The following is a 15,213-nucleotide window of genomic DNA, read 5'->3' as shown; positions in this document are numbered from 1 at the left end:
TCAGTCGCGGTCCTGCATCAGGTCCGACACGCGGCGTTCCGCGGCGCGCATCCTGAGCCAGCTATGGACAAGGACGCCGAGGGTGCCGACAGCGGTGACGGCATAGGCGGCAATGACGAAATCCCATTGGTCTTGCATGGCATTGCGCTTTGCCGGATGGCGCGGTGGCTGTCGAGGGGTCATGAGGACGGTATCGCCGTCCCCGGTGCCCCGCCATCCGGCAACAGGCGACGCGCCAGGCTGTTTCGACACTTGCGCTGAACCGGCCTTTCCCCTAAGGGCAACGCCTCTCGGAACCAAGGATCGGCCACTGGCGCGCCCGTAAGGCACGGCAATGGCTGCGTTTTTGCGTTACCGGCACGCTGGGGGGCGACCCCCGAATCACTCGCTTTGAGATAGGACGATAGCCAGTCGTCCTGTGGAGCCAGGAGAATATATCAGCATGGCACGTATTGCGGGCGTCAATCTGCCCACCAACAAGCGCGTAATCATTGCGCTCCAGTATATCCACGGCATCGGCGCCAAGAACGCCAAGGACATCGCTGCCAAGGTCGGAATCGACGAAACCCGTCGCATCCAGGACCTGAGCGATGCGGAAGTGCTGCAGATCCGTGAAACCATCGACGCCGATTACACGGTCGAGGGCGATCTTCGCCGCGAAACTGCGATGAACATCAAGCGCCTGATGGATCTGGGCTGCTATCGTGGCCTCAGGCACCGCAAGGGCCTGCCGGTGCGCGGTCAGCGCACCCACACCAACGCCCGCACCCGCAAGGGCAAGGCCAAGGCCATCGCCGGCAAGAAAAAATAAGAGAGGAAGGCCGTCCGGGGGACGGACTTCATTATTTTTTCTCCGCCGGAGGCTCCCCAGCCTCGCAGTCAAGACTTTCAGCCAAGGATATTCATCATGGCCCGCGAACCCCAGCGTATTCGCCGTCGCGAACGCAAGAACATCTCGTCCGGCGTTGCGCACGTCAACTCCACCTTCAACAACACCATGGTCACCATCACCGATGCCCAGGGCAACGCCATCAGCTGGTCGTCGGCCGGCATGATGGGCTTCAAGGGCTCGCGCAAGTCGACCCCTTATGCCGCCCAGGTCGCCGCCGAAGACGCCGGCCGCAAGGCCGCCGAACATGGCGTGCGCACGCTCGAAGTCGAAGTGAAGGGCCCGGGCGCAGGTCGTGAATCGGCGCTGCGTGCCCTGCAGGCCGCCGGTTTCCAGATCACCACCATCCGTGACGTGACCTCGATCCCGCACAATGGTGTTCGCCCGGCCAAGCGCCGCCGCGTCTGATTGTTTCGTAGACCCCTTGCGCGGCTGGCGGGCTGCGCATCCGGGGGTCGGTGGCCAGCAGCGCGGCACCGCCAGCCGCGTTCGCGCCACCCCATGTTCCGCCCTTTGACCCATAGGGGAACAGAATGTCTGTCAACAGCAAGAACTGGCAGGAACTCAAGAAGCCGACCGGCCTCGAAGTCAAGGCCGGCAGCGACTCGCGTCGCAAGGCGACCTTCGTGGCCGAACCGCTCGAGCGCGGCTTCGGCCTGACGCTGGGCAACGCGCTGCGTCGCGTGCTGCTCTCCTCGCTGCAGGGTGCGGCGATCACCTCGATCAAGATCGAGAATGTGCTGCACGAATTCTCGAGCCTGGCCGGCGTGCGTGAGGACGTCACCGACATCGTGCTCAACGTCAAGCAGATCGCGCTGCGCATGGAAGGCGAAGGCCCCAAGCGCCTGCAGCTCTCTGCCACCGGTCCGGCGACCGTGACCGCGGGCGACATCGCCGTGTCGGGCGACATCCAGGTGATGAACCCGGATCATGTCATCTGCCACCTCGACGATGGCGCGACGCTCAACATGGAACTGACCGCCGACACCGGCAAGGGCTATGTTCCTGCGGCCAACAACCGTCCGGTCGACGCGCCGATCGGCCTGATCCCGGTCGACTCGCTCTACTCGCCGGTCCGTCAGGTCGCCTACAAGATCGACAATGCCCGCATCGGGCAGGAACTCGATTACGACAAGCTCAACCTCACCGTCGAAACCGACGGTACGGTCAGCCCTGAAGATGCCGTGGCCTATGCCGCGCGCATCCTGCAGGATCAGCTGTCGGTGTTCGTCCACTTCTCCGATGGCGCGGTCAGCGAAGCCGCCCCGCGCATCGGCGTCGCCATGCCGGCGATGGGTGGCCAGAATATCGACGAGACCGACACCAACCAGCTCAACCGCTTCCTGCTCAAGAAGGTGGACGAACTGGAGCTTTCGGTGCGCAGCGCCAACTGCCTCAAGAACGACAACATCATCTACATCGGCGACCTGGTCCAGAAGACCGAGGCCGAGATGCTGCGCACGCCGAACTTCGGCCGCAAGTCGCTCAACGAGATCAAGGAAGTGCTCTCCTCGATGGGTCTGCGCCTCGGCATGGACATCCCCGGCTGGCCGCCGGAGAATATCGAGGAAATGGCCAAGAAGCTCGAGCAGGAAATGCTGGGGTGAGCCGCTAGCGCTTGCGTTACGGGAAGGCAGACAATGCGCCCTCTCCCCGTCAGGGGAGAGGAGCGAGACTTGGCAGCTTGCTGCCTAGTCGCAGCGGAGAGGGGCGCGGCATTGAGCCCCTCTCCGAGTTTCGGTAGCCAGCAAGCTGGCAACCTCCACTACCTCTCCCCTGAAGGGGAGAGGCCCAAGGGATGGGCAGCCCCTTTTCGCTGCCTGGCACGGGGTACCTCGCACGGCCCCATGACAAACGGCCCGCCGCTAGCGCTTGCGCTAGGGGAAGGCGAAACGGAGAAAGAAAATGCGTCATAAAGTTGGTGGCCGTAAGCTGCAGCGTACCTCGGCCCATCGTATCGCGATGTTCCGCAACATGTCGGCCTCGCTGATCAAGCATGAGCAGATCACCACCACCCTCGCCAAGGCGAAGGAACTGCGCCCCTATATCGAAAAGCTGGTCACGCTGGCCAAGCGCGGTGGCCTCGCCAACCGTCGTCTCGCCATGGCCCGCCTCGGTGACGATGTGCAGCTGAAGAAGCTGTTCGACGTGCTGGCCGAGCGCTATGCCGGTCGCCCCGGCGGCTACACCCGCGTGCTCAAGGCCGGCTTCCGTGCCTCGGACGCCGCGGCGATGGCGGTCATCGAGTTCGTCGACCGCGACGTCGCTGCCAAGGGCCAGGATTCGGGCCCGGTGCAGAGCGATGAGGACTTTAGCGAAGCCGCATAAGCCGGATCGCCATTGTCGATAGTGCCATGGGGCCGGAAAGCATCGTCTTTCCGGCCTCTTGTCGTTCGATCCGCAGATTCCGTCAGTCGCCGCTCAGCCCCAGCACATCGTTCATGGTGTAGCGGCCCGGTGCGCGGCCGCGCAGCCACAGCGCCGCCTTGACCGCCCCGCGCGCGAAGATGGCGCGGTCTTCGGCGCGGTGGGCGAGCAGCATGCGCTCGCCCTCGGTCGCGAAGATCACGTCATGGTCGCCGGGCACGCTGCCGCCGCGCAGCGATGCAAAGCCGATCGCGCCCGCCTGTCGCGGCCCGGTCAGCCCGTCGCGCCCGCGCTCGGCCTGTCCGGCAAGATCCACGCCGCGCCCCCGCGCGGCCGCCTCGCCCAGCAACAGCGCGGTGCCGCTCGGCGCATCGACCTTGTGGCGATGGTGCATCTCGACAATCTCGATATCCCAGTCCGGCCCCAGCCGTGCCGCCGCTTCGCGCACCAGCGCCGCCAGCATGGTGACGCCGAGCGAGGTATTGCCGGTCTGCAGCACGGCGATCTTTTCGGCCGCCGCGTCGATCAGCCAGTGGTGGCGTTCTTCCAGCCCGGTGGTGCCGATGACTGCCGGAATGGCGGCCGCTACCGCCGCATCGAGCGTTGCTTCGAGCGCGGCGGGGGAAGAGAAATCGACCAGCACGTCGCTGCCAGCCGCCAGCGCCGCCAACTGCGCTGCGCCATCGTCGCGGTCGATGCCGCCGGCGTGGGCGCAGCCCGCCGCCTCGATCGCCGCAGCCAGCGCCGCCCCCATGCGCCCCGCGCTGCCGATAATGCCGATCCGTGTCATGCCACGCGGTGTAGCGGCGCAGGCGGGGCGAGGGAAGCCAGCGTCAGTCGGCGACCCAGTTGCCGTGAAACCCCGGCGGGATGCGGTGGGGCAGGTGGATGCGGGCGACGGGTTCGCCGGTGAAGTCGGCGGCGTCGAGCAGCACCAGATCGGTTGTCTCGGCCTCGGCGTCGATCACCAGCCCCATGTACCAACCGTCGGTCTCCGCCGTCCCGCCGTCGCGGGGGATGAACACGAATTCGCCCGGGGCCTTGCCGGGTCCGAAGTCATGCGCCTCGGTGCGCCCTTCGACCAGATCGTGGCGATAGATGCGGCTGTCGCCGATGGTCATCGTCTCGGTATCGCGCTCGGGCAGGGCCAGGGCGACGGCATAGCGATAGGGCTGGCCGGTCAGCCGTTCGTCATAGCGGGGGAATTCCTGCGGACGCGCATCGATCACCTTGCGCACCACCTTCTGCGTGGCAGTGTCGATCGTCCAGCGCTCGAACTGGCTGGCCTCGCTGTCCGGGCCATAGTTGCTGCGCGCGAACATGCGGTCGTGGGTGACGACATCGACGATGATGCGCCCGTCGGCATCGACGAAGGCGTTGGCGGGGTGGAACACATAACAGGGGTCGACGTCGCACCAGATGATGCTGTCTGCGGGCGCATTACGGCCGAGCACGCCCACCCGGGCGCGATGATCGGGGTTCCACTGATAGGGGAAGCTGTAGCCCGCGATCAGCTTGCCCATCGAGAAGGTGACCGGCAGGTCGAACACCAGCACATGGTCGGCCGTGATGGCGCAATCATGGATGCTGGGGCCATGCTGCACCGCAATCGCCTCCTCGCGGATGACATGGCCGGCCGCGTCGAGCACCGTGTGCCAGACCTTGTCCATCACATCGCCGCGATAGCAGATCGCATGCCATTGGCCGGTTGCCGGGCACCAGTGCGGGTGCGCGGTATAGCTGTTGGCCAGCGTGCCATCGAACTTGTTGTGCGCCACCGTGTCGAGGGTGCGGTTCATCTCCACCGGATAGCCGCCGGCTTCGACAATCGCCCAGGTCCGCCCCGCGATGCCGACGACATTGGTGTTGGGCGCATCGAAGCCGTCGCGGCGATCTCCCGGAGGCAGCGGCTCGCCCAGCGCCTTGCACGCCTCGGTGCCGCGCACCCAGCGGTTGCGATACCAGGCGGCCTTGCCATGCTCGATGGCGATGCCGTGGACCATTCCGGCGCCGGTGAACCAGTGGTAGCTCGCCGGATTGGGCGCGATGGCGGGGTTGGGGCCGTTGCGCAGATAGCGGCCATGGAGCTCGGCCGGGATGGTGCCGGTCACCGCGAGCGCTTCCAGCGTCACTTCCCCGGTCATCGGCGTGTGGACACCGGTCAGATAAGGGTGCGCATCGGGCGCGGCGAGCCGCTTGCGGTTGAACCCGGCCAGCGCGGTAACGCCGCTGGTGACGACCGACCGGATCGCGCTTTCCACCTTGCTCGGGGCCTTCGGGCTGGGCGCCTTGGTTGCCATGCTGCTTGCTCCTCGACTCGAATATGTTTACAGCGCTAACATGGCTTCCAATGCTAACAGTGTCAACATGGAACTGCACACCGGCGTACATAGGTCAGGTGCTTCTGCTTCCTATCATCATGGTGACCTGCGCGCCGCGCTGCTCTCCGCCGGCATGGCGGCGCTCGATCAGGCCCCGGCCGACGCGCTGTCGCTGCGCGCGCTGGCACGTGAAGCCGGGGTGAGCGCCACTGCAGTCTACCGCCACTTCCCGGACAAGGAGGCGCTGCTCGGGGCATTGGCGCTGGCCGCGCTCGACCGGATGGGTGAGGCGCAGGCAGCGGCCATGGCCGGCGCAAGCCCAGGCGCGCTGGCGGCTTTCTGTGCCAGCGGCGCGGCCTATGTCCGCTTTGCCATCGCCCACCCCAACCAGTTCCGCCTGATCTGGCGCATGGCGCCCGAGACCGACGTGCTCGGCGCGCCGCTGGAGCAGTCGCACCCGGCGATGCAGGGCCTGCGCCGCTCGGTCGACGCGGTGCTGCCGCCGGACGCCAGCGTGGAGGAGCGGCGCGCGACGGCGCTGCGCTGCTGGGGCCTCGTCCATGGGCTTGCCATGCTGGCGCTGGATCGGCAGATCACCCTCGACGATGCGACGATCGAGCGGGTAATCGCGGGGCTGATGCCAAAGCCATGAGACAGGTCAAACGCATCGTCATCCTCACCGGCGCGGGGATCAGCGCGGAGAGCGGCATCGACACCTTCCGCTCGGCCGGTGGCTTATGGGAGCAGCATCGCGTCGAGGATGTCGCGACGCCCGAAGCCTTCGCCCGCAATCCCGATCTGGTGCTGCGCTTCTACGACATGCGGCGCGAACGCATCCAGGAAGTGGAGCCCAATCCGGCGCATGAGGCGCTGGCGCGGCTCGACTGGCTGTGGCCGAAGCAGGATGGTTATGACCTGACCATCATCACCCAGAATGTCGACGATCTGCACGAGCGGGCGGGCGCGCGGCGGCTGATCCACATGCATGGCGAGCATCTGAAGGCCTGGTGCACCTCCTGCGATGCGCGGCACGCGTGGCGCGACAGGTTGCAGGACTGCCCGCCCTGTCCGGCCTGCGGGCAGGCGGCTTTGCGCCCCGACATCGTCTGGTTCGGCGAGATGCCCTACCGCATGGACGAGATCTACGCGGCGGTGAACCGCTGCGACTTGTTCGTCTCGATCGGCACCTCGGGCGCGGTCTACCCTGCCGCAGGGCTGGTGCGGGAAGCGCGCGCGGCGGGCGCCGCGACGCTCGAACTCAATCTAGAACCGAGCAAGGGCAGCCGCTGGTTTGACGAGGTGCGCCATGGTCCCGCCACGGCGGTGGTGCCGGCGTGGGCGGAGGAGGTTCTGGCCGCGTTATGAAACCCTCTCCCGCAGGCGCGAGAGTGGGCGTTATCCGTTCACCGTCACCACCAGAAACAGCGTCCACCCGATCAGCAGCGCATAGCTGAGCCACGTGCCTATGACGCCCACCTGCCGAGGCAGCGGCGCCTTTTCGCTGACGGGCGCATACAGGCCGATGATGTGCATCATGCGAGCGAAGAGGAACAACACGGCGATGCCGGTCAGCGTCCAGTGATGCGCGCCCGATTGCTCGAGCAGCCCGATCAGAATCACCGCAAGCGGCGCATGTTCCGCCAGATTGCCATGGCTGCGGCTGGCGCTGACCAGCGTCGCATCGCCGCCGCCGTCTCCGAACGCGGCCTTGGCCCGCAGGCGCTGGCGCACCGTGTCGATGGCGGTGATCAGCAGCATGATCGCGCAGATGGCGGCGGTCAGTGCGGTAATGGGCAATGTCATGTCGTTGCTCCCCTGTTGGTGGGCTATGCGGTTTCAATTCCCTAGCCTGCAAGCCTGTCGAGAGGCGTCTCGCACCTTCGAGAAGCGCCCTTCGACGAGCCCAGGGCTACGGGTTCCCGGTCAAGCCCATGCGCAAGCTGGCATCATTTGCCGGCCGCGTCACCCCTGCACCCGCGGCACGCCTTGTCCTTGGGCAGGCTGATAGTCCGCCACGCCGGTGCCAGCCCATCGATGACATGCAGCTTGCCTGCCGCATCCTCGCCGAAGCCGGTGATGTGGCGCAGTGCCTCCATCGCGGCAAAGCCGCCAACCATGGCGACCATCGCGCCCAGCACGCCCTGTTCGGCGCAGCTGTCGCACTCGTCAGGGTCCAGCGCGTCGCCAACGAAGCAGCGGTAGCACGGCTTGTCCGCCTCCCAGCCGCGGAACGTGCCCACCTGCCCGTGAAACTGGGCGATGGCGGCGGAGACCAGCGGCACGCGCGCGGCGGTCGCGGCATCGGAAACAGCGAGTCGCGTCGCGAAATTGTCGCTGCCGTCGATCACCAGATCGACGCCGGAGAGCAGAGCAGGGAGGTTGCCGGCGTCGACGCGCGCCGCTTGCGTTTCCACCGCGATGTGCGGGTTGAGCGCGGCGATGCGCTCCGCCGCGACATCGACTTTGGCTCGCCCGATATCGGCAGTGGAGAACAGCGTCTGGCGCTGAAGGTTGGAGAGCGACACCGCATCGTCATCTGCGATGCGCATCATGCCCACACCCGCCGCAGCGAGAGCCGGAATGACTGCACTGCCGATCCCGCCCGCCCCGATGACGAGGATCCGCGCTGATCTGATCTTGAGCTGTCCCGATGCGCCGACGTGCGGCAGCACGATGTGGCGTGCATAGCGATCGAGTTCGGTGTCGGTCAGCAAAACTATGCTCCGTCATTGCGAGCGTAGCGAGGCAATCCAGTACGGCGCTGCTCGACTCTGGATTGCTTCGCTACGCTCGCAATGACGAAAAGCAATGCGCGAAAAGCCTCAAACCCCCGTCGAGCCGAACCCGCCGCTGCCCCGCCGTGTCGTGTCGAGCTCGTCGACCTCGACCAGCACCGCCCGCTGCACCTGCGCGGGAACAAGCTGGGCGATGCGGTCGCCGCGTTTCACCTCGAAATACTCCTCGCCCAGATTGGCAAGGATCACCTTCACCTCGCCGCGATAATCGCTGTCGATGGTGCCGGGGGTGTTGAGGCAGGTGACGCCATGCCTGAGCGCCAGGCCGGAGCGCGGCCGGACCTGGATTTCCCAACCTGCGGGTATGGCAAAGGCCATGCCGGTGGAAATTGCGGCGCGCTGCCCGGGGCGCAAGGTCACTGATTCGGCTGCGACCACGTCCATTCCGGCAGCGCCAGCGCTGGCATAGGCGGGCAGGGGCAGCCCGCCCGAATTGGGCAGGCGCTTCACCTTGATGGGCACGTCTGGCAGCGGCTCAGGAGAGGACATCGGCGATCTTTCGCATGATCTGTTTCGCTACCGCGTCCTTGGGCAGCCGGTCCCAACTGTCAACGCCAGCGGCGGTGACAATGTGAACGCGGTTCAATTCTCCACCCATCGGATCCGCCGAAACATCGTTGGCGATGATCCAGTCGCAGCCCTTGCGCGCCAGCTTGGCCTGGGCATGGGCAATGACATCGTTGGTCTCTGCGGCAAAGCCTACCAGCAGGCCGGGGCGCTGCGGCGAGCGGGCGAGTGTGGCGAGAATGTCCGGATTTTCGGCCAGCGCCAGCGGCGGCACCGCGCCCGAGCCGTCCTTCTTGATTTTGGTCGCCGCCGTTTCCGCCGCGCGCCAGTCCGCGACCGCCGCGACCATGATCGCGACATCGGCAGGTAGCGCATCCGCGACCGCCGCCGCCATCTCCCGCGCGCTTTCGACATCGACGCGGATAACGCCGGGCGGCGTCGGCAGCATCACCGGTCCGGCGATCAGCGTTACCTTTGCGCCCAGATCGGCGGCAGCAGCGGCGATGGCAAAGCCCTGTTTGCCCGACGAGCGGTTGGCGATGTAGCGCACCGGGTCGATCGGCTCGTGCGTCGGCCCGGCGGTGATCAGGATATGCTTGCCGTAGAGGGGACGGTGCGTTTCGGGCGCGAAGTCGGGTTGGGCACTTAGCTCCCTCTCCCCTCCGGGGAGAGGGGAGGGGAGAGGGGCAGTCGTTGCGCTCGGTTGCGCCACGCTCGCTGCGCTTCGCTCTGCCCCCTCTCCCAACCCTCTCCCCAAGCGGGGAGAGGGCTTTTTGAGCTCCACCTCCACCCGCGCGGCAATCGCTTCAGGCTCGGGCAACCGCCCGGGGCCGAACTCACCGCAGGCCATATCGCCCTCGTCCGGGTCCATGATGCGAATGCCGTCCGCCTTGAGGGTCGCCAGATTGCGCTGCGTCGCCGGGTGCAGCCACATCCGCACGTTCATTGCCGGAACCGCCAGCACCGGCTTGTCGGTGGCGAGCAGCAGCGTCGCAGCAAGATCGTCGGCCATGCCCGCCGCCATGCGGGCCAGCATATCCGCACTGGCCGGGCAGACGACGATCAGGTCGGCCTGGCGGGAGAGCTGGATATGCCCCATCTCGCGCTCGTCCTTCAGGTCGAACAGATCGGTATAGACATGGTCCTCGGTCAGCGCGCTCAGCGCCAGCGGCGTCACGAACTGGTGCGCGGCGCGGGTCATCACCGCCCGCACCGCCATCCCACGCTTCTTCAGCAGCCGCACCAGTTCGAGCGATTTGTAAGCGGCGATACCGCCGGTGACGATGAGGAGTATGCGGGGTTGGGTCATGCTCAGACGCCGGTGATCAGCATGTCGAGTGCAGCGACGATCTGATCATTATGGTCCGAAAGATTGGCAATTTGCACGCCCAATTCCCGACGATCGACAGCAGAGGCTAACTGGGTCGCCATGATCAGTTTTTGTCCATTGACCGTAAACGTCGGATGCAAACGTGCTGCGCGCGTCGCCACGCCCTCTTTGACCAGCGGCACAACAAATCGTGTCTGAAAATAGTCGAGCATGTCGCTCTGGCAGTCTAACAACAGCTGCTCACTGGAGCGGCTACGAAACACATCGAACCGCGCCATCAGAATTGGCGATATTTGGCGAGCGGGAGACCATTTTCCTCGACCCACTTGTTCCAAGTCTCGATCGCTGCCCGATTCTCCCGCTTCCACTGCTCGGCCTTGGTCTCCGACACGCGCTTGGCGAGGCCCGCTTCGCAGGCTTGCGAAAGATTGATGCCCAGCGCCTTGGCTTCTGCGACCAGCGCGACTGGCAGCGTGACGTTGGTCGCCCGTTTGGGGGTGTCGATCTTGACCAGCTTGTTCATCGCGCACTCCTCATCCCCATAATCTATGCGCATTGAACACTACGGGCAAGGCGAACCTATCGTCGCTGATCCGCCGTACCGGTCAGCCGCCGGTAGCGGTCTTCCGAAATTTTCCAGACTTGCCCATTTTCGACAACAAAGGGGAAATAGATGAAATGAAGGCTATGGTTGTAGCGAGGGTCATCGCTTTCGAGCAGGTAGCCACGACCTTCTTCCAGCACTTTTGCGCCTATGGTTTCGCGGTAGCAAGTCGGCGTTTGACCATAATGCAGCGCGTCAGGCAAACGCCCTTCGCCCGGGGTCATGTCGCTACAGGTGGGATCGTTGCTGTCGAGTTCGATCTGCCAGACGATCTCGTCGCCGCTGCGCACCCGATACAGTTGCTGGAGGAATACCGTCGGGGAACCGACGATCGTGCCGTGACGTATCTCAATGTTCCAGACCGGCGGTGCGAGATTACTGACGAGACTGGTTGAAGTGTTGCTGGGACACCCGCCGAGGGCAAGCGCCAAAGCAATGACGGCACCAATTCGAACAACGCGCATGGCCATTTATGCCCAAATCCAAACCACCGCAGCAACCGACGCGGCCCCCGACAGAGCGGCCAACGCATAACGCCAAGCCCCCGACCCGCGCCGTTCCCACATCAGCGGCACCACCGGCACCGGCGGCGGCGGCGGGGCGGCGCCCTTGGGGGGGTAGGCTTCCTCGATGCGTTCGAGCAGCTCGGGCAGGCGGCGGATCGCGCGGCTGGTGCGGATGATGCGGTCCGCCACCATCGCCTCGGGGCCGAGTTCGGTACGGATCCATTCGCCGACGAACGGCCCGCTCGTCTCCCACATATTGATTTCCGGATCGAGCGCGGTCGCCACGCCTTCCACCATCACCATCGTCTTTTGCAACAGCAGCAAGTGCGGCTGGGTCTGCATGTCGAAATCGCGGGTGATGGCGAATAGGCCGTCGAGCATCTGCCCGACCGACAGCTCCTTCACCGGCTTGCCGCGCATCGGCTCGCCCACGGCGCGCAGCGCGGTCGCGAACTCGTCCATATTGTGATGCGCCGGCACATATTGCGCTTCGAAATGGATTTCGGCGACGCGCTTGTAGTTGCCGGTCAGCAGTCCGTAGAGAATCTCTGCGAGCCAGCTCCTCGCCTGCCGGTTGATCCGCCCCATGATGCCGAAATCGATGGCGACGATGGTGCCGTCCGGCTCGACCAGCAGATTGCCCTGGTGCATATCGGCGTGGAAGAAGCCGTCGGAAATGGCCTGCCGCAGGAAGGCATTGACCAGATTGGCGGCGAGCCGCGCCGGATCATGCCCGGCGGCGATCAGCGCGGCGCGGTCCGAGATCTTGATGCCGTCGATCCATTCGAGCGTCATCACCGTGCCGGCGGTTCGGTCCCAGTCGATGGCGGGCACGCGATAGCCCGTGCTCGTTGCCACCATCTGCTCGAGTTCGGAGGCCGAGGCGGCTTCGCGCCGCAGGTCGAGCTCCCGCAGCGTCCAGCGCTTGAAATTGGCGATTACCAGCTGCGGCCGAAGCCGTGCGGCCTCGCCGCCCAGCGCCTCGACATGCGCTGCGGCCCACTCATAGGTGTCGATGTCGCGCGCGAACTTCTCCCGTACGCCGGGGCGCAGCACCTTCACCGCGACCTTGCGGCCCTCGATGGTGGTAGCGCGATAGACCTGCGCGACCGAGGCCGAGCCGATCGGCTCCTCGTCGAAACTGGCGTAGAGCGCCTCAAGCGGCCGCCCGAGCGCGGTCTCGATCACCGGGCGGACCTCGCTGAAGGGAACCGGCGGCAGCCGGTCCTGCAGCATCAGCAGGTTGCGCGCCGCTGCTTCGCCGACCAGATCGGGCCGCGTCGCCAGCGTCTGGCCGAGCTTGATCGCAGCCGGGCCGATGGCGCGGAAGGCGCCGGCATAGTCGGGCTGCCTGGGTACCCGCGCGCCCAGCCGGGCGATGCGAGCCAGCCGCCGCACGGGCGCGGGCGTGGTCGGCGATGCCTCGATACCGGTCAGCGCGCCATGGCGTGCCAGCGTGCGGCCCCACTTCAGGAGCCTCAGGATATGTGTGGCGGGGCGTGTCACAGGCGTGCGCTCACCCGATCTTCCAGCCCGAATGGATGGCGACCAGCCCGCCCAGGATTGGCTCGACGCGGGTATGGCGGAACCCCGCCGCCTCGATCATCGCGCGAAAGCTGGCCATGTCGGGAAATTTGCGGATCGATTCGACCAGATAGCGATAGCTGGCCTCGTCCCCGGCGATCGCCTTGCCCAGGCGCGGCACCAGATGGTGCGAATAGGCGTCATAGACATCCTTGAACCCCGGCCATTCGACGGTCGAGAATTCAAGGCAGAAGAATCGCCCGCCGGGCTTGAGCACGCGGTACGCCTCGGCCAGCGCCCTGTCGATATGCGTGACGTTGCGGATGCCGAAGGCGATGGTGTAGCCGTCGAACGCCGCATCGTCGAAGCTCAGCGTCTCGGCATTCTGCGGAGACCAGACCAGTCCCTCGATGCCACGCTTGGCGGCGCGCTCCATGCCGACGGCCAGCATGTCCTCATTGATGTCGGACACCGTCACCTGCGCGCCGGATTTCGCGATGCGGAAGGCGATGTCGCCGGTGCCGCCTGCCATATCGAGAATATGCTCGCCCTCGCGCGGGCGCAGCAGGCGGACGAACCGGTCCTTCCACAGCCGGTGCATGCCGCCCGACATGGCGTCGTTCATGATGTCATATTTCGCCGCGACATTGGAGAACACGCCACCGACGCGGCGGGTCTTCTCTTCGGGCGTTACCTCTTCATAGCCGAAGGAAACGGTTTCAACTGGGTTGGCCACACAAAACTCCGCTCGTCCTGAGCTTGTCGAAGGACTGTTTTTCCCCTTTAGCGAGCGCAGCAAGGAAGGACAGCCCTTCGACAAGCTCAGGGTGAGTGGGTTGAGGGCAGGGGCCTTCCCGACAGGACACCATGCCCGAACTTCCCGAAGTCGAAACCACCGTCCGTGGCCTGAGGCCGATCCTCGAGGGCGAGCGTATCGCGCGCTTTACCCTCAACCGTGGCGACCTGCGCCGGCCCTTCCCGGTCGATCTGGTGCAGCGGATGACGGGTGCGACAGTGACGGGACTGTCCAGGCGCGCCAAATATGGGCTGATCGCCACCGATCGCGGCGACCACATGATCTTCCACCTCGGCATGTCGGGTCGCTGGCGTACCGATGCCAGCGGTGAGCAACCGCACGACCATCTGGTGATAGAGACCGCATCGGGTCGCCGGGTCGCGCTCAACGATCCGCGTCGCTTCGGCTCGGTCGATCTGGTCGATGGCGACCCGGAGACCAGCTTCGCCCCGTTCCGCGCGCTCGGGCCAGAGCCGCTGTCGGACGCTTTCACCGCACAAACGCTCGCCACCGCCTTCGACGGTCGCATCGCGCCGGTGAAGATCCTGCTGCTCGACCAGCGAATCGTCGCGGGCCTCGGCAACATCTATGTCTGCGAGGCACTGCACATGGCCGGCATCGCGCCCGACAAGCCGGCCGGGCAGGTGGCCAGCCGCCGCCTCCCGCCGCTGGTCGATGCGATCAAGGCGGTGCTGACACGCGCCATCGACGTCGGCGGATCATCGCTGCGCGATTTCGTCCATCCCGATGGCGAACTTGGCTATTTCAGCCACGAATGGCGCGTCTACGGGCGCGAAGGGGAACCATGCAGCGGCTGTGGCCGCCCGGTGGAGCGGGTGGTGCAAGGCGGCCGCTCGACCTTCCACTGCCGCAAATGCCAGCGGTGAGGCCGAAGGCGCGAATCCGTTGACCTTGCCGATCAACATCGCTATGCGCGCCTCTCTTGAAACGGGCTGCAGCCAACTTGCGGCCCATTTCCGCTCGACATCTCGATTAAGCTGAGGAATTCATGGCCAATACGCCCCAGGCCCGCAAGCGCATCCGTCGCAACGAGGCCCGCACGCTCGTCAACAAGAATCGCGTCTCGCGCATTCGCACCCTCGTCAAGAAGGCGGAAAATGCGATGGCTGCGGGCGACAAGGAAGCAGCGACGGTGGCCATGGCCGCAATGCAGCCCGAACTGGCCCGCGGCGTTGCCAAGGGCGTGGTTCACAAGAACACCGCGGCGCGCAAGTTCTCGCGCCTGACCAAGCGACTCGCCGCTCTGGCCTGACGCTGGCGCAGCCGATTCGGGCTGCGACCATGTGCCGAACCGATCGATATTGGCCGCCGGAGGAGGAATTCTCCGGCGGCCTTGTTTTACGCCCGTGTGAAACATTTGTTACGGTTTCGTGGCCGCAATGGCCGACCTAGCTTTCCTGCCGATTCGCGCTCTGTCACTTCCCGCGAACAGCGTGAAACACACGCTTTTTCAGCATTATAGGCGTCGAATCGAGCAAAGCCGCGCCTTTGCGCGTCAACGCCTTTATTTCAATTTTTTTGCGGTTTCGGCCCTTGCCCCAGCCCCTGCCAGC

At 65.6% G+C, this 15,213-nt stretch carries 20 protein-coding genes; 8 read left to right on the top strand and 12 right to left on the bottom strand.

What is annotated here, in order from left to right:
• The gene (gene ccmD / locus AC0QC4_RS14680; RefSeq protein WP_483660656.1) at nt 1–138 is read right to left on the bottom strand and encodes a heme exporter protein CcmD; all 138 of its coding nucleotides are present in this window, start codon (nt 136–138) and stop codon (nt 1–3) included.
• A 304-nt stretch (nt 139–442) separates the two neighbouring features.
• Between ccmD and rpsM the strand changes: the two genes are divergently transcribed.
• The 4 genes from rpsM (at nt 443) to rplQ (ending at nt 3,217) form a co-directional block, all read left to right on the top strand.
• Complete coding sequence (gene rpsM / locus AC0QC4_RS14675; RefSeq protein WP_483660655.1) at nt 443–811, top strand: 30S ribosomal protein S13; 369 nt, start codon at nt 443–445, stop codon at nt 809–811.
• Between the two features lie 96 nt (nt 812–907).
• The gene (gene rpsK, locus AC0QC4_RS14670) at nt 908–1,297 is read left to right on the top strand and encodes a 30S ribosomal protein S11 (protein WP_483660654.1); all 390 of its coding nucleotides are present in this window, start codon (nt 908–910) and stop codon (nt 1,295–1,297) included.
• A gap of 125 nt (nt 1,298–1,422) precedes the next feature.
• Entirely contained in the window at nt 1,423–2,496 is a 1,074-nt protein-coding gene (locus AC0QC4_RS14665) for a DNA-directed RNA polymerase subunit alpha (protein ID WP_483660653.1), read from the top strand.
• A gap of 298 nt (nt 2,497–2,794) precedes the next feature.
• Entirely contained in the window at nt 2,795–3,217 is a 423-nt protein-coding gene (rplQ, locus tag AC0QC4_RS14660; RefSeq protein ID WP_483660652.1) for a 50S ribosomal protein L17, read from the top strand.
• Between the two features lie 82 nt (nt 3,218–3,299).
• On the opposite strand, the gene dapB is transcribed toward rplQ, so the two are convergent.
• On the bottom strand, nt 3,300–4,046 hold the full coding sequence (dapB, locus tag AC0QC4_RS14655) for a 4-hydroxy-tetrahydrodipicolinate reductase (RefSeq protein ID WP_483660651.1): 747 nt from the start codon (nt 4,044–4,046) through the stop codon (nt 3,300–3,302).
• Between the two features lie 43 nt (nt 4,047–4,089).
• Nucleotides 4,090–5,556 (bottom strand): 8'-apo-carotenoid 13,14-cleaving dioxygenase, encoded by a 1,467-nt coding sequence (locus tag AC0QC4_RS14650; protein ID WP_483660650.1) that lies wholly within the window; start codon nt 5,554–5,556, stop codon nt 4,090–4,092.
• Between the two features lie 40 nt (nt 5,557–5,596).
• Here AC0QC4_RS14650 and AC0QC4_RS14645 point away from each other — a divergent pair, with 40 nt between their 5' ends.
• Together AC0QC4_RS14645 and AC0QC4_RS14640 are read left to right on the top strand one after the other, a co-directional pair.
• Entirely contained in the window at nt 5,597–6,229 is a 633-nt protein-coding gene (locus tag AC0QC4_RS14645; protein WP_483660649.1) for a TetR/AcrR family transcriptional regulator, read from the top strand.
• A complete protein-coding gene (locus AC0QC4_RS14640; protein ID WP_483660648.1) occupies nt 6,226–6,942 on the top strand; it encodes an NAD-dependent deacylase in 717 nt (238 codons plus the stop codon). Before AC0QC4_RS14645 ends, AC0QC4_RS14640 begins: the two co-directional genes overlap by 4 nt.
• A gap of 30 nt (nt 6,943–6,972) precedes the next feature.
• On the opposite strand, the gene AC0QC4_RS14635 is transcribed toward AC0QC4_RS14640, so the two are convergent.
• From AC0QC4_RS14635 to AC0QC4_RS14595, 9 genes are all read right to left on the bottom strand, one after another.
• Nucleotides 6,973–7,380, bottom strand: a complete 408-nt coding sequence (locus AC0QC4_RS14635) for an MAPEG family protein (protein ID WP_483660647.1) — start codon at nt 7,378–7,380, stop codon at nt 6,973–6,975.
• Between the two features lie 143 nt (nt 7,381–7,523).
• Nucleotides 7,524–8,291 (bottom strand): HesA/MoeB/ThiF family protein, encoded by a 768-nt coding sequence (locus AC0QC4_RS14630; RefSeq protein WP_483660646.1) that lies wholly within the window; start codon nt 8,289–8,291, stop codon nt 7,524–7,526.
• Between the two features lie 108 nt (nt 8,292–8,399).
• On the bottom strand, nt 8,400–8,861 hold the full coding sequence (gene dut / locus AC0QC4_RS14625; protein ID WP_483660645.1) for a dUTP diphosphatase: 462 nt from the start codon (nt 8,859–8,861) through the stop codon (nt 8,400–8,402).
• Nucleotides 8,848–10,188 carry a bifunctional phosphopantothenoylcysteine decarboxylase/phosphopantothenate synthase gene (locus AC0QC4_RS14620; RefSeq protein ID WP_483660644.1) on the bottom strand — a complete coding sequence of 447 codons (1,341 nt, stop codon included), beginning with the start codon at nt 10,186–10,188 and terminating at the stop codon, nt 8,848–8,850. Before AC0QC4_RS14620 ends, dut begins: the two co-directional genes overlap by 14 nt.
• A gap of 2 nt (nt 10,189–10,190) precedes the next feature.
• Nucleotides 10,191–10,487, bottom strand: coding sequence for a CcdB family protein (locus AC0QC4_RS14615; RefSeq protein WP_483660643.1), 297 nt, complete (start codon nt 10,485–10,487; stop codon nt 10,191–10,193).
• A complete protein-coding gene (locus AC0QC4_RS14610) occupies nt 10,487–10,732 on the bottom strand; it encodes a type II toxin-antitoxin system CcdA family antitoxin (RefSeq protein WP_483660642.1) in 246 nt (81 codons plus the stop codon). The genes AC0QC4_RS14615 and AC0QC4_RS14610 overlap by 1 nt, the downstream gene beginning before the upstream one ends.
• Nucleotides 10,733–10,788: 56 nt before the next feature.
• Nucleotides 10,789–11,283 (bottom strand): hypothetical protein, encoded by a 495-nt coding sequence (locus AC0QC4_RS14605; RefSeq protein WP_483660641.1) that lies wholly within the window; start codon nt 11,281–11,283, stop codon nt 10,789–10,791.
• Nucleotides 11,284–12,825 carry a 2-polyprenylphenol 6-hydroxylase gene (gene ubiB / locus AC0QC4_RS14600; RefSeq protein WP_483660640.1) on the bottom strand — a complete coding sequence of 514 codons (1,542 nt, stop codon included), beginning with the start codon at nt 12,823–12,825 and terminating at the stop codon, nt 11,284–11,286.
• Nucleotides 12,826–12,835: 10 nt separating this feature from the next.
• On the bottom strand, nt 12,836–13,579 hold the full coding sequence (locus AC0QC4_RS14595) for a class I SAM-dependent methyltransferase (RefSeq protein ID WP_483660639.1): 744 nt from the start codon (nt 13,577–13,579) through the stop codon (nt 12,836–12,838).
• A gap of 131 nt (nt 13,580–13,710) precedes the next feature.
• Here AC0QC4_RS14595 and mutM point away from each other — a divergent pair, with 131 nt between their 5' ends.
• Together mutM and rpsT are read left to right on the top strand one after the other, a co-directional pair.
• Nucleotides 13,711–14,526, top strand: coding sequence for a bifunctional DNA-formamidopyrimidine glycosylase/DNA-(apurinic or apyrimidinic site) lyase (mutM, locus tag AC0QC4_RS14590; protein WP_483660638.1), 816 nt, complete (start codon nt 13,711–13,713; stop codon nt 14,524–14,526).
• 122 nt (nt 14,527–14,648) lie between these two features.
• Nucleotides 14,649–14,912, top strand: coding sequence for a 30S ribosomal protein S20 (gene rpsT / locus AC0QC4_RS14585; protein ID WP_483660637.1), 264 nt, complete (start codon nt 14,649–14,651; stop codon nt 14,910–14,912).
• Nucleotides 14,913–15,213 lie beyond the last annotated feature (301 nt).

The sequence above is a fragment of the Sphingomonas sp. jy18 genome, assembly GCF_056931895.1.
This window is presented reverse-complemented; position numbering and strand designations above follow the sequence as displayed.